This is a genomic window from Glycomyces tritici, from assembly GCF_030403505.1.
This window is the reverse complement of record NZ_JAUEMJ010000001.1, coordinates 1116190-1129562: the sequence shown is the minus strand read 5'-3', so window position 1 is coordinate 1129562 and position 13373 is coordinate 1116190. Positions and strand designations below refer to the sequence as shown.

Below are 13373 nucleotides of genomic sequence, written 5' to 3'. Positions count from 1 at the left end.
CCGGAGACGGAGGCGCTAGAGGACCCGCTCGGTGGCGCCCACGGCAACCGTGCCCGGTTGGCCGGCGAATCCGGAACTGGAGCCGGAGGTGGTCCCGATGGGCAGCCACGAACCGTCGGTCCGGCGGACGGAATACCTGATGACCTGGTTGTTACTGGCAGTGGTGTCGATGATCCCGACATGGATTTCGCCGCCGACGTTGGCGGCGCAGAACCTGGAGGGCCTCTTGTCGGTGAAGACGCTCAGTGTCGTGAACTGCCGCCAGGAGCCGTCCGCCCGCCGAATGGCATGGAAGATCCCGCCGCGAGTTTGGCTCAGCGCGAAGACATGAAGCTGCCCGCCGACTCCTGCCAGGGCCACATTGTAGAAGCCCCCGATCTCACCTGCGGCGTTCCCGACGTTGCCCCAGCCGCCCCACGTCCCGTCCGAGGCTTGAAAGGAGAGGTGAAGCTTGTCTTCATCGGTCGTGACGGCGGTGGCGATCGCCGAGTCGACTCGGGTGGTGGCCAGATTCGTGACGCCGGTGAAGGATTTCACGGCTGACCAGCGGGGGGACCAGTTCCCGTCCTTGTCGCGGGTGGTGGAGTACAGGGTGGCTGTTCCGTAAGTAGCAGCGAAGACATGAAGCGTGTTGGAGCGTGCGGTCACCGCGATGTTCGGAGTGCCAGCGGGTGCCGATGTCGACGGGATCGGCGTGAAGTCCGACCAGGTGCCATCGGCCGCCCGGATGACGTGGCTCGGAGCCTCATTGATGTTCGCCGCGACGACGTTGAGGCCGTTGAACATTCCGACGCAGGAGACGTTGTAGGCGTGAGCACCGTCGACCGGATTCCAGCTCGGGGTCCACTTGCCGTCTGCTCCGCTTCGTGTGCGGTGCTGCAGCGGCTGCCCGCCGGCACCTGCCACATATTGCGCATCCCAGTCCGCGGGGGCGGCCGAGGCCGCGGCGGGTGCGAGCGCGCCGAGACTCGCGCCGGCCAGGGCGGCGGCGGGGACGGCGAGGAGCGACCGGGTGAACGTCCGACGGTCGAGTGAGGCCATGTCCGACTCCTAGATAGTCAAATGAAGTTGCGAGTCGACGCGTTCTGGTGCGTTTCGATGCGTTTCGCAGTCCTGAAGCGAACTGGGCGCAGGAGGCCGCGTCGATCAGCCCCAGTCTGATGACGGGCGAGGTCGTTTACAAGGCGGGACACCGGCGGGATAGAGGCGGGAATCGGAGTCGCGAGGCGCGGAGGAACCGTCGCAGCGATCAGCAGGTGGGCAACACCCGGAGCTCTGCTTCGCTTGCCCGCCAGGGCAGGCGGTACAGGAGAGGGCCCGGCCGCGGCATGCCGCGGCCGGGCTGTGGCTTTCTTAGAAGCCGTAGTTCGGGGTGTAGATATCGGGTCGGTGTGCCGCGTTCGCGTAGACCTGCATCGACGCGTAGGGCGTCCCGGTGTCGGGGGTCTTCTCGCGGTAGGTGTAGCGCTGCCAGGAGCTGCTCATGGTGCTGAACACGACCTCGTTGAAGTCGCCCTCCTTGTATCGCACCTTCGCGGAGTAGCCGTCAGCGGGGCGCAGGTCGCGAAGCTCGCCGGTGTAGACCCCGTTGCCGTCGCAGGTGCCGGACACCCGGCGCTCCTGCGCGACGGCGACGCCGTTCTCGTAGTGAGTGATCGTGTGCGCGTTGTCGCCCTGGCACGCGGCCTCGGCGGGGGCGGCGGAGATGAGCATGGTGCCGACGACGGCGACAGCCGAAGCGGAGGCCGTGGCGATCACACGTTTGACGTTGGCGCTCTTGAGTAGTCGCATTGCGATCCCCTCGCGGTTCATCCGTGGGAACGGACCCCACGGCTGCCTCCATCCTGTAGCGATTGAGGAGGGTTTGCGAGGCGGTAGACCGGCGGGACACCGGCGGGACCGGCATCGCGGTAGCGCAATCGAGCGGTTCGTCCTCGCCTCAGGCGGAGAGGAGGTCACCGCAGAAGGAAGCGATCGCGCGGTTGACGATCTCGGGCCGTTCCCATGGCATGAAGTGTCCGGCGCCCTTGACCCAGAAGGGCCCGACCGCGGCGGGGAAGGCGATGGCGCACTGCTCCTCGATGTGCTCGCCGAGGGTCACCTGGTCGGCGCCGACGAGGACCAGGGTCCGGTGCGGGACGGGGCGGTCGGTCATCTCGGGAGCGGAGAGCTTCCTGGCGCCCATGACGACCTCGTAGTCGGCGAAGGACGCGCGCAGCCTGGCCGCGTCGCCGTAGGGCTCGGTCAGGAAGGCCAGGTCATCGGCGTCGAACGCGTCGGGCGGGCACCACATCCGGTGGCCGAAGAACTCGCCGATGTACCGGCGGCGGCGCTCGGGCGTGTCCAGTTCGGCGACCAGTTCCTCGGCGTGGAGCCCTTGGCGGCGTTGGTAGTCGTAGACGGCGGGCTTGGGACGTCCGGCCGGGATGCCTGCGGCGGCGAACGCCTCGTCGAGTTCGGGCATGGAGTCGTCCAGGATGACCAGGCGTTCGACCCGGTCGGGGTGGCGGGTCGCCATGTCGATGGCGATCATCGCGCCGAGGTCGTGCCCGGCGACGACGGCCTTGTCCCACCCGAGGGCGTCGAGCAGCCCGGTCAGGTCGGTGTTGAACGCGTTGAAGTCGTAGTACTCGTCGGGCGCGAAGTCGGAGTCGCCGTAGCCGCGCAGGTCCGCCGCGACCACGTCGAATCCCGCTTCGGCCAAGGGGATCAGATTGTGCGACCAGATCCTGCTGGTGCACGGGAACCCGTGGACGAGCAGCAGCGGCACACCGCCGTCCCCGCGGCGGCGCACCGCCAGACGATGCCCCCGGCCCACTTCGACCATCACGGGCGCGACCACTTCAGCAGGAAGAACCATGCCCAAGGTCTACACCACTCCCGCACCAGGCGACACCACCTCCCTGAACCCTGCGATGATCGCCGGAGGATGCGAGGAGAGCGGTGATCGTGAGCGACCGAAGTCCGAGTCTGGTGCTCATGTGCGGCCTGCCCGGGGCCGGGAAGACCACGCTGGCCAGGCGCTTGGAACGCGAGCTGCCCGCGGTGCGCCTGTGCCCCGATGAGCAGCTTGCGGCGGAGGGCGCCGACCTGTTCGATGAGGCGGCGCGCGCGGATCTTGAACAGCGCCAATGGAACCAAGCTCAGAGGCTGCTGGCCGTCGGGACCAGCGTGATCCTGGAGAACGGCTTCTGGGGGCGTTCGGAGCGGGACGAGAAGCGGCTTCGGGCCCGTGAACTGGGCGCGCGCGTCGAACTGCGCTACCTCGCGGTGCCGATGACCGAACTGGAGCGGCGCATCGCCGTCCGGAACCGGGAACCGGGTGCGCCGGTGCTGACCGCCGCGATGCTCCGGGAGTGGCTGCGCCTGTTCGAGGCCCCGGCACCGGCCGAACTCGACCTGTTCGACCGGCCGTCGTCCTAGGCCGGAGGCGTCCTCACCCGCCGGTGTAGACCGGCCACTTGCCCGGGTTGCGCTGGTAGGTCACGAGGGCGTTCGCGTGGCCGTGCCCCATGCCGTGCTCGGTCTTGAGCCATTCGACGAGCGGCTTGTGGCCGTCGAGATCGCTCGCGGCGATGTCGGCGAGCCAGTCGGCGATCGGGCGGCCGTACTTCTTCTCGATCGAGGGGAAGTACGAGTGCGGGCCATTGGGCTGCGGCGCGGTCATGCGGGTCCTCCAAGTGCGGTTGCTACACCCGTGAAGACGAGGGTCCCGGCGCGGATTCATCGCGACGGGGGGACTCCGTGTCGGCCGTCACGCGGCATTGCGGGCGCGCCTCATCGCCGGGGTGCACGGGCATGGCGACAGCCCGGCCCCGCGAGGTGCGGGGCCGGGCTCGGGTGTTGGAGTCGGCTTGCGGCGCTTAGCGCTTGTTGAACTTCTTCTTCGCGATCACGTAGCCCAGCAGAGCGAACGCCAGCGACCAGGCGATCGTCAGGACCAGGTCCTTGCCGTCCACCGCGTTGGCGAACAGGAGGCTGCGGACGACCTCGATGAACGGGGTGAAGGGCTGGTACTCGGCGAAGTACTGGACCACGGTGGGCATCGAGTCGGTGGGCACGAAGGCCGACCCGAGGAAGGGCAGGAGCATCAGCGGCATCGGCGAGTTCGAGGCTTCTTCGACGCTCTTGGCGGCCATGCCCAGACCCACCGTGAGCCAGGTGAGGCCGAAGGAGATCAGGGCCAGGACTCCGGCGAGCCCGAGGTAGCCGAGGGCGTCCGCCTCGGGGCGGAAGCCGATCGCGATGGCGACGCCCAGCGTCACGGCCATGCACAGGAAGGACTGGATCATCGAGCCGATGACATGTCCGGTGAGGACGGAGACCCGGGCGATCGACATGGTGCGGAAGCGGTCGATGATGCCTTCGGTCATGTCCATCGCGACGCTGATCGCGGTGCCCTGCACGGCGGCGACGATCGCCATCAGCAGCATGCCCGGCGTCAGGTAGGTCAGGTACGCCTCGCGGCCGCCGGTCGGGCCGCCGAGTCCGTCGCCGATCGTCCCGCCGAAGACGTAGACGAACAGGAGGAGGAAGACCACCGGCATGCCGACGAGCATGATCGTCAGGGACGGGTAGCGGAGCATGTGCTTGAGCTGGCGGCGCAGCATCGTGGAGGTGTCGGAAACGGTGTAGGCGAGGGTGCTCATCGGAGTTCTCCTTGTGGGCGTAGCGGAAAGGTTCAGGGGGGCGGGTTACGCGGAGGCCGCGGCTTCGAGGTTCGTGGTGTGGCCGGTGAGGGTCAGGAAGACGTCGTCGAGGTCCGGCGTGTGCACCGTGAGCTCGTCGACCTCGATGCCCTCGCGGTCGATCGTGTCGAGGATCTTGCGCAGCGAGTCGACCGAGCCGTCAGAGGCGACCTGGACGCCGAGCGAGTCGGTGTCCGAGACGGTGGCGGAGAGGATCTGCACGGCCTTCGCGACCTGCTCGCCGCGGTGGAGGCGGAGCTTGACGTGGCCGCCGGGGACGAGCCGCTTGAGCTCCTCGGGCGTGCCCTCGGCGACGATCTTGCCGCCGTCGAGGACCGCGATCCTGTCGGCCAGCTCGTCGGCCTCCTCCAGGTATTGCGTGGTCAGGAAGATCGTGGTGCCGCCCTTGACGAGATCGCGGATGATCGACCAGACGACGCGGCGCCCGGCCGGGTCGAGGCCGGTGGTCGGCTCGTCCAGGAAGATCACCTTCGGGTCGCCCATGAGGCACATCGCGATGTCGAGGCGGCGCTTCATGCCGCCCGAGTAGGTGGCCGGGGCGCGCTTCGCCGCCTCGACGAGGTCGAACCGCTCCAGCAGGTCCTCGGTGCGGCGCTTGGTCTCCGCCTTGCCCAGGTGGTGCAGGCGCCCCATGAGGTGGAGGTTCTCGCGGCCGGTGAGCAGGCCGTCGACGGCCGCGAACTGGCCGGTGACGCCGATGCTGCCGCGCACCGCGTCGGCGTCGCCCACGACGTGGTTGCCGTGGATGAACGCGTCGCCGCCGCTGGCGGGGATCAGGGTCGTGAGGATGTTGACCGTCGTCGTCTTGCCGGCGCCGTTGGGGCCGAGCAGGGAGAAGATGGTGCCTTCGGGGACGGAGATGTCGACGCCGCCGAGGACGGACTTCTCGCCGTAGGACTTGGTGAGGTTGCGGGCTTCGATCGCGATCGGCTTGGTGGTCATGATTCCTGCTTTCGGGGGTCTTCGTGGTCTGCGTCGTTGGGAGGATCGGCCGGTTCGGTTTCCCTCGCCGGGCATGTGAGTACTTTGGCCGGGGCTGCTGACACGGCGCTGACATCGACCTGACATGGCGACAGGTCCGGCGACAGGGGGCGCGGCGGCGGGAAGAGCGTGAGCACCATTCCAAGGTCGAACACGGTTTCACCTCGATGTTCAGGCACGACGACCGTGCAATGTGGACTGTCGGTGGACAGGGCTCCGCCCCGGGTCGGTCAGCGGTCTGCGGGTGCGGGCGGCCACCGGGATGCGCCCGGGGCCGCGGATGTCAGTGGGCTCGGCTCGCTGGAGCGGGTCGGCGCGTTCGGGACGTCCGGTCAACTCGACTTGCTTGGGCGCGAGGCGCTCTAGCGGTCGAGGCGGCTCAGATGTCGAGGTCCTGCACCGGCGGGGCCTCGGCCGTCGCGGCGACCATCTGGTACAGCTCGGCCGGGATCTTCGCCTTGAGGTCCTCGAGGGTCTCGACCACTTCGAGGGTGGCGTCCCCGTAGTTCATGGCGAAGCTCTGCTCGCCGAAGCCGAGGAGCTTGCGCCAGCCCGTCTCGCTCGTCTCGTGCACGAAGTCGGGCGTCTTCTCGGTGTGGATCACGAACTTGCCCGAGCGCGAGCGGTAGACCCGGTAGATCTCGGCCTTGTTGCTGTCCGAGCGGACCCACTCGCCGAGCTTGACGCCGGTGAACCGCTGGCGCTGGCGCTTGCGGCCGGTGCCCGGGCCGACGGGGACGGTGATCTCCTCGTAGCCCTCGAGGCGGCCCTCCTCGGCGTCGACGTAGCGCTTGAGCGCCGTCGAGATCGCCTTGGAGAGGTTGCCTCCCGCGAGTTCCTGCGCTCGGGTGTAGAGCGGCAGGTCCTTGTCGGCGACGTAGATCGTCTTGTTGGGCATGACGGCATCTTAACCTCCTTCCAGGGGCTGTCCTTCGTATACGTAGATACTATACGTATACGTAGAACATGCGCAAGTCCGCTCCCTAAGTTTTCCGCCGGCACGCGAGAAGGCGGCCCCGCGATTGCTCGCGGGACCGCCCCTTGGCTCTTCTAGCTGCGCTTATGCGCCCTTCTGGGCCAGCAGCTGCGTCAGCTGCGCCTTCACGGTCTCCGTCACATCGCCCGGCTCGGCCGTCGGCAGCGAGAACCGGATCGTCGAGTTCAGGTCCGGAGCCAGCAGCTCCGCCGAGTTGTCCGCAGCGAACACCACATCGGTGTTCGCCTCGCCGGCCACGAACACGACCTCCAGCTCGCGCACCCGGCCGTGGAACTCGCCCTCGGTCGCCCAGAACTCGACCTCCTGGTAGAACGGCACCGTCGCGCCCTGGATCGTGCCCAGCTCGAGGTCCGTCTCCTGGAACGCGAAGCCCAAGGCCTCCAGCGCCTCCCAGACCGCCCGGTGCACCGGCAGCGCCTCCACCGTCAGCCAGTCCAGGTCGCCCTTGTCCAGGGCCTGGTCCAGCGACAGGTGCGTCGACACGCCCAGCTTCATGCCGCCCACGAGCGGGCGCTCGGCGACATTGTTGAACGGCGTCTCCCAAGGCACCTGCACCTCGAACGCGATCGGGTGGGCAGTGCCTTTCGCGAGGTCGAACTTGCCCGAGATCTCCGCCCGGAAGTAGTCGTGCACGACGCCGGCCGCGTCCTCGCCCTTGCTGTCGTCCTCGACCAGAGCGGTGAACTCGATCTCGACGCTCTCCACCGCGGCGTCCACCTCGGCACCGGAGATCCGCACCTCGCCCTTGATCACGCCGCCGGGGACGACGTGCTTCTCGTGCAGGAGCGTGTCGACTTGGATGCCACTACCGAGAATGGCCTTGAGCTTGCTGAACACCATTGGGGCGGTTCCTTTCGGGGAGGATCGCAGGTACTACGAAGGCACAGGGGGTGGGAACGCGGACAGGGGCGCGTCGATCGTATCCCGAAAGCGCCGCCGCTATTCGCCCCCATGCAGCTGGACCACCGGAATCGCCGGATCGCCGGGGGAGAGTTTCAGCCCCTCCCAAGGGATCGAGATGAGCCGCTGGCGCAGCAGTTCGCGCGACTCCTCAAGCGACGACTGCTGCACGAGTTCGCCTTGGCGGAACAGCGGCGTCTGCAGCAGCTTGTCGCCCGGCATCGACTCCGGCACTCCCTGGGAGACGATCACTTCCTCCGTCGCCGTGCCCGTCGGCTTGTGCCGGCGCACCGCGACTTTGCGACCTCCATTGGTGCCCTTGTGCTCCGAGCGCTTCGCAACCGGGCGACCCTCCACTTCGACCAGTTTGTAGACCAGCTGTGCCGTGGGCGCGCCCGACCCGACCACGACCGCCGTGCCCGCCCCGTAGATGTCCACAGGGGCCGCCGCCAGCGCCGCGATCGAGAACTCGTCCAAGTCACCGGAGACCACGATCTTCGTGTCATGCGCTCCCAGTTCGTCCAGGAGCTCCCTTGCGCCGGTGGCCATCACATCGAGGTCGCCCGAGTCGATGCGGATCGCGCGCAGGCGCGGCCCCGCCACCGCGATCGCGTTGCGGATGCCCTGCGTGATGTCGTACGTGTCCACCAGCAGCGTCGTGTCAGTGCCGAACGCGTCGATCTGCGCCTGGAACGCCTCGACCTCGGACTTGTGCAGCAGCGTGAACGCGTGCGCGCTGGTACCCGAGGTCGGCACGTCGTACCGCCGCCCGGCCTCCAGGTTCGACGTCGCCACGAACCCGGCCAGGTACGCCGCGCGCGACGCCGCGATCGCCGCCGCCTCATGCGTGCGCCGCGAACCCATCTCCAGGATCGGCCGGCCGCGCGCGGCCGTGACCATGCGGGCGGCGGCGCTGGCGATCGCGCTGTCGTGGTTGAGGATCGAGAGGGTCAGCGTCTCCAGGAGCACGCACTCGGCGAACGTCCCGGTGAGGGTGACGATGGGGGAGCCGGGGAAGTACAGCTCGCCCTCGGCGTAGATGTCGATGTCGCCCTTGAAGCGGTAGTCGGCGAGCCACTCGGCCGTGGACTGCTTGACGACCCCGCGCGAAGTGAGGTCCTCGAGGTCGCTGTCCTCGAAGCGGAAGCGCTCGATGGCCTCGGAGAGGCGGCCGATGCCGGCGACGACGCCGTAGCGGCGGCCGGTGGGCAGGCGGCGGCCGAAGACCTCGAAGACGCACGGCGTCTCGGCGGTGCCGTCGCGGAGGGCCGCTTCGAGCATCGTGTACTCGTAGTGGTCGGTGTACAGGGGCGTGCGCGGCAGCGTGACGGACATAGTGGTGAGCGTAATGCACCTGTGGAACGCGCGGGCCCCGTGAGCGAGCGGTGTTCACACCCGTCCGTTTATTCCCTCCCATTGCAGGTGGAGGGCCTTGTCTCACGCTCTGAGCGAGGGCTTCTGGCCCCGTCGCGCCGCGTGTACGCTTGCTTGCGTGTTGCGGATCGCGCATGAACTGGTCGAGGCGATGGTCGCGCACGCCCGGGCTGACCACCCCGACGAGGCGTGCGGTCTCATCGCGGGCCCCGAGGGCACGGGAGCGCCGAAGAGGCACATCCCGATGATCAACGCTGCCCGCTCCGCCACCTTCTACGAGTTCGACTCGGAAGAGTGGAAGCAGGTCTACGACCAGATGTGGGACAACGACGAGGAAGTCGTCGTGGCCTACCACTCCCACACCCACACCGAGGCCTACCCTTCGCGCTCAGACGCGGGGATCGCCTCGCAGCTGGGCCTGCCGGGCGCGCACTACGTGCTGGTGACGACGAAGGACCCGGACATCGCCGAGGTCCGCTCGTTCCGCATCGCCGACGAGGTGATCACCGAGGAGCCCATCGAGGTCACCGGTGCGCCCGAGGCGGTGCAGAGCTACAAGTTCGCCCACACCCCCGACTCGACGGTCTACGACTGTTCCTGAGTTCCCGCCGGGCTCGACCGGCGTTCGTCATGCAGTACCCGCTGCGCGTCAGACACATCGACGGCCCCTGCCGGGCTGTTCAGAGAATCGAAGGAAAATCCATCATGTCCGTTGAAGTCCGCGTTCCCACCATCCTCCGCACCCACACCGGCGGCCAGAAGCTCGTCTCCGGCGAAGGCGACACCCTGGCGAAGCTGTTCGACAGCCTCGACTCCCAGCACGCCGGCCTCAAGGGCCGCATCGTGACCGACGAGGGCACCCTGCACCGCTTCGTGAACGTCTACATCAACGACGAGGACGTGCGGTTCATCGGCGGCCTCGACGCCCCGCTCGCCGACGGCGACCAGGTCACCATCCTCCCCGCCGTCGCGGGCGGCATGTAGTTCGGGAAAGGAATGGCCGTGGCACGCTTCACGGACATCACCGCGACGGTCGGCGACACGCCGCTCGTCGGACTCCCGCGGCTCTCGCCCTCGCCGGACATCCGGCTGTGGGTGAAGCTCGAGGGCGCGAACCCGACCGGCTCGGTCAAGGACCGGGTGGCCGCCAAGATGATCGAGGCGGCCGAAGACGACGGGCTCTTGCAACCCGGTGCGACGATCCTCGAACCGACCTCGGGGAACACCGGCATCGCCGTGGCGATGCTGGCGCGGCGCAAGGGCTACAAGCTGATCGCCGTCATGCCCGAGAACACCTCGCTGGAGCGGCGGCAGCTGCTGACCGCGTTCGGCGCGGAGATCGTGTTCTCGCCGGCTGCGGGCGGCTCGAACGCGGCCGTCGCGAAAGCCCGTCTCATGGCCGCCGAACGTCCTGACCTGGTGATGCTCAACCAGTACGCGAACCCGGCGAACGCCGCCGCGCACTACGAGGGCACCGGGCCCGAACTGCTGCGCGACCTGCCCGAGATCACGCACTTCGTGGCCGGGCTCGGCACCACGGCCACGCTCATGGGCGTGGGCCGGTACCTGCGCGAGCAGGCGCCGGGCGTGCAGATCGTGGCGGCCGAGCCGCGGTACGGCGAGCTCGTGTACGGGCTGCGGAACCTCGACGAGGGGTTCGTGCCCGAGCTGTACGACGAGAAGGTGCTCGACCGGCGGCTCTCGGTGGGCACCGAGGACGCGCTGCGCCGCACTCGCGAGATCCTGAGCGAGGAGGGCCTGTTCGTGGGGCTCTCCACGGGCGCGGTGCTGCACGCGGGGCTCGCGCTGGCGCGCGAGGCCGCGAAGGCGGGCCGGGCCGCGGACATCGCGCTGCTCGTCGCCGACGGCGGTTGGAAGTACCTCTCGACCGGCGCGTACTCGGACGGGATGGACGACGCGGCGAACGCCCTCGACGGTCAAGTCTGGGCCTAGCGAGGCAGAGTGCTGGAGGGCCGGGCCCGCGCGGATGCGCGGCCCGGCTTTCGTTTGCGCTGGTCCGGACCCCGGGGTCGGGTGTGTCGGGCGCGAACGCCCCGAGTACAAGGGTCCCGCGGGGGTACGACATCGCGCGGGCCCGGCCCGCTTGCCCGGCCTTTCGTTCCGCGAGGTCTGCGCCGCACCGCTGCGGTGCGATCCTGAGTCGTCCTCAGTGGCTTTGCTAGCCTGGGCCGTATGAGTCCCGCCGGCAAGCTCAAGCTGCGTTCCGTCTCGCTCCGCAAGCCGAGCGGTCCGCCAAAGCAGGGCACGGCCCCCGAAGGCGCGGCCGCGGAGAACGCCTGGGGGAGCAGCCCGGTGCCGAAAGTGGAGAAATCCGCGCTCGGCAGCATCCAGGGCGGCATCACGGCTGCGAAGGACCCCGCGCCGCTGCGCCCCGAGAAGCCCGCGGTGCGCCTGCGCCGGCTCGCCGGCGTCGCCAGCTGGGCGCTCGTGCTCGTGCTCGCCGGGGTCGCGACCGCGGTCGTGGGCCTCTTCCGCGTCTTCGGTGAAAGCCCCGCCTGGTTCACGCCCGCGTTCATCACCTGCGGCGTGATCGGCATGCTCCTGACGATGATGGCCTTCGCGACACTGCGCTTCAAAGGCGTGCCGTGGATGTTCATGGCCGCCGCCACGATCACCCTCTTCGCCGCGTTCGTGATGCTGCGCGCCTAGCACGCCGGGCCCCGCCGCTCGTTCGAACACCGATCTTGTGGCGATCGCCACCCTGTCATTTTGGCGACATTCCCGTGACGAGCAGGGGCGCTTCAGGCCCGTTTGGACGTACGCTCGTAGCCCATGAACGACGCGCCCATCGGGATCTTCGACTCCGGTGTCGGAGGCCTGACCGTCGCCCGATCGATCAGCGAACTGCTGCCCGCCGAGCAACTGGTCTACGTCGGCGACACCGCCCACGTCCCGTACGGTCCCAGGCCCATCGCCGAGGTCCGCAAGCTTTCACTCGACGTCTGCGACCACCTGGTCGAACAGGAGGTCAAGGCGCTCGTGATCGCCTGCAACTCCGCTTCGGCCGCGAGCCTGGCCGACATCCGAGACCGCTACGACATTCCCGTCGTCGAGGTCATCCGGCCCGCCGTCCGCCGCGCCGTCGCCACGACGCGCACCGGCCGGGTCGGGGTCATCGGGACGGTTTCGACGATCTCCTCGGGTGCGTACCTGGACGCGTTCAACGCCGTCCCGGACGTCAAGGCGACCGCAGTGGCCTGCCCGGCGTTCGTGGATTTCGTGGAACGCGGTGTGACAACCGGCCGACAGCTCCTGGGCCTCGCCCAGGGGTACCTTGAGCCGCTACAGCAGTCGGACGTCGACACTGTCGTGTTGGGCTGCACCCACTATCCGCTGCTGTCGGGACTCATAGGACTGGTGATGGGAGAGGACGTGACACTGGTGAACTCCGCGAGCGAGAGCGCGCGCGAACTCTACCGCGTGCTCACCGACCACGACCTCCTGGCCGCCCGCACCGACACCCCCGAGCACCGGTTCCTCGCGACCGGCGACCCGGAGGCCTTCACCAGGACCGCGCGGCGGTTCCTGGGGAACCTGTTCCCGAACGCGGCGGCGGCCGTACTGGACAAGGTGTGATCTGCCATGAAACTGACGGTTATCGGCTGCGCCGGCTCGTTCCCGGCACCCGACACCCCCTGCTCGGCCTACCTGGTCGAAGCGGGCGGCTACCGACTGCTCATCGACTTCGGCACCGGATCCCTCGGTGAGCTGCAGAAGCACCTCGACCCGCACCTGATCGACGCGGTCATCGTCACCCACCTGCACGCCGACCACTTCTTCGACGCCTGCGCGTACGCCGTCATGCGCCGCTACGCCTCCGACGCGCCGAAGCACCCGCTGCCGCTCTACGGCCCCACCGGCGTCGCCGACCGCATCGTCGCCGCCTACGGCGGCCAGGGCGAGCTGTGCAGCCCGAACATGCGCGACGTCTACGACTTCCGCGAGCTCCAGTCCGGCACGTTCGACCTCGGCCCGCTCACCGTCACCGTCGACCGCGTCGCGCACCCCGTGGAGACCTACGGCCTCCGCGTCGAGCACGCCGGGTCCTCCCTGGCGTACACCTCCGACTCCGGTCCGTGCCAGGCGCTCGAAGCGCTCGCCACCCATTGCGACGTGCTCCTCGCCGAAGCCTCCTACCTGGAGGGCCGCGAGAACCCGAAGGACGTGCACCTCACCGGGAAGGAAGCGGGGGAGTACGCCACGAAGTCCGGGGCCGCCCGCCTGCTCCTCACCCACCTCGTCGAGCCCTGGAACTCCAAGGACCAGACCCTCGCCGAGGCCCGCGCCGCCTACACCGGACCGGTCGAGGTCGTGCGCCCCGGCCAGGTCTACGAGTTCTGACCGCCCACCGAGCCGCATTTGGCACGTTCCCGGGATTCGGTTGTTGCACA

The 13373-nt window shown here is 68.7% G+C and carries 15 protein-coding genes and 1 pseudogene; 7 read left to right on the top strand and 9 right to left on the bottom strand.

Annotated features, from left to right (window positions below; translation table 11 throughout):
• Positions 1-15 precede the first annotated feature (15 nt).
• The 3 genes from QWI33_RS05215 to QWI33_RS05205 form a co-directional block, all read right to left on the bottom strand.
• On the bottom strand, positions 16-1041 hold the full coding sequence (locus tag QWI33_RS05215; RefSeq protein ID WP_289955582.1) for a hypothetical protein: 1026 nt from the start codon (positions 1039-1041) through the stop codon (positions 16-18).
• 312 nt (positions 1042-1353) lie between these two features.
• Positions 1354-1791, bottom strand: a complete 438-nt coding sequence (locus QWI33_RS05210) for a hypothetical protein (RefSeq protein WP_289955580.1) — start codon at positions 1789-1791, stop codon at positions 1354-1356.
• Between the two features lie 148 nt (positions 1792-1939).
• The gene (locus QWI33_RS05205) at positions 1940-2860 is read right to left on the bottom strand and encodes an alpha/beta fold hydrolase (protein ID WP_289955577.1); all 921 of its coding nucleotides are present in this window, start codon (positions 2858-2860) and stop codon (positions 1940-1942) included.
• 77 nt (positions 2861-2937) lie between these two features.
• Between QWI33_RS05205 and QWI33_RS05200 the strand changes: the two are divergent.
• Positions 2938-3423: pseudogene (locus QWI33_RS05200) on the top strand (P-loop nucleotide/nucleoside kinase family protein); the annotation flags it as partial.
• Between the two features lie 13 nt (positions 3424-3436).
• Here the strand turns inward: QWI33_RS05200 and QWI33_RS05195 are convergent.
• The 6 genes from QWI33_RS05195 to QWI33_RS05170 form a co-directional block, all read right to left on the bottom strand.
• Positions 3437-3667: a DUF4287 domain-containing protein gene (locus tag QWI33_RS05195; RefSeq protein ID WP_289955574.1), complete on the bottom strand. Its 231-nt coding sequence runs from the start codon at positions 3665-3667 to the stop codon at positions 3437-3439.
• A 196-nt stretch (positions 3668-3863) separates the two neighbouring features.
• Positions 3864-4649, bottom strand: a complete 786-nt coding sequence (locus tag QWI33_RS05190) for an ABC transporter permease (RefSeq protein WP_289955572.1) — start codon at positions 4647-4649, stop codon at positions 3864-3866.
• A gap of 45 nt (positions 4650-4694) precedes the next feature.
• Positions 4695-5651, bottom strand: coding sequence for an ATP-binding cassette domain-containing protein (locus tag QWI33_RS05185; RefSeq protein ID WP_289955569.1), 957 nt, complete (start codon positions 5649-5651; stop codon positions 4695-4697).
• Between the two features lie 418 nt (positions 5652-6069).
• On the bottom strand, positions 6070-6588 hold the full coding sequence (locus tag QWI33_RS05180; RefSeq protein ID WP_289955567.1) for an EXLDI protein: 519 nt from the start codon (positions 6586-6588) through the stop codon (positions 6070-6072).
• A gap of 162 nt (positions 6589-6750) precedes the next feature.
• Positions 6751-7527: a sporulation protein gene (locus QWI33_RS05175; RefSeq protein WP_289955565.1), complete on the bottom strand. Its 777-nt coding sequence runs from the start codon at positions 7525-7527 to the stop codon at positions 6751-6753.
• Positions 7528-7626: 99 nt separating this feature from the next.
• Positions 7627-8922: a nicotinate phosphoribosyltransferase gene (locus QWI33_RS05170; protein WP_289955563.1), complete on the bottom strand. Its 1296-nt coding sequence runs from the start codon at positions 8920-8922 to the stop codon at positions 7627-7629.
• 157 nt (positions 8923-9079) lie between these two features.
• Here QWI33_RS05170 and QWI33_RS05165 point away from each other — a divergent pair, with 157 nt between their 5' ends.
• The 6 genes from QWI33_RS05165 (at position 9080) to QWI33_RS05140 (ending at position 13323) form a co-directional block, all read left to right on the top strand.
• Positions 9080-9562, top strand: a complete 483-nt coding sequence (locus QWI33_RS05165) for a M67 family metallopeptidase (RefSeq protein ID WP_270115170.1) — start codon at positions 9080-9082, stop codon at positions 9560-9562.
• A 104-nt stretch (positions 9563-9666) separates the two neighbouring features.
• The gene (locus QWI33_RS05160; RefSeq protein ID WP_289955559.1) at positions 9667-9945 is read left to right on the top strand and encodes a MoaD/ThiS family protein; all 279 of its coding nucleotides are present in this window, start codon (positions 9667-9669) and stop codon (positions 9943-9945) included.
• Positions 9946-9963: 18 nt separating this feature from the next.
• On the top strand, positions 9964-10914 hold the full coding sequence (locus QWI33_RS05155; RefSeq protein WP_289955558.1) for a PLP-dependent cysteine synthase family protein: 951 nt from the start codon (positions 9964-9966) through the stop codon (positions 10912-10914).
• 240 nt (positions 10915-11154) lie between these two features.
• Positions 11155-11631 (top strand): hypothetical protein, encoded by a 477-nt coding sequence (locus QWI33_RS05150; RefSeq protein WP_289955556.1) that lies wholly within the window; start codon positions 11155-11157, stop codon positions 11629-11631.
• Between the two features lie 123 nt (positions 11632-11754).
• Complete coding sequence (gene murI, locus QWI33_RS05145; protein ID WP_270121045.1) at positions 11755-12558, top strand: glutamate racemase; 804 nt, start codon at positions 11755-11757, stop codon at positions 12556-12558.
• A gap of 6 nt (positions 12559-12564) precedes the next feature.
• Entirely contained in the window at positions 12565-13323 is a 759-nt protein-coding gene (locus QWI33_RS05140) for an MBL fold metallo-hydrolase (protein ID WP_289955552.1), read from the top strand.
• The last annotated feature ends 50 nt before the right edge of the window (positions 13324-13373 follow it).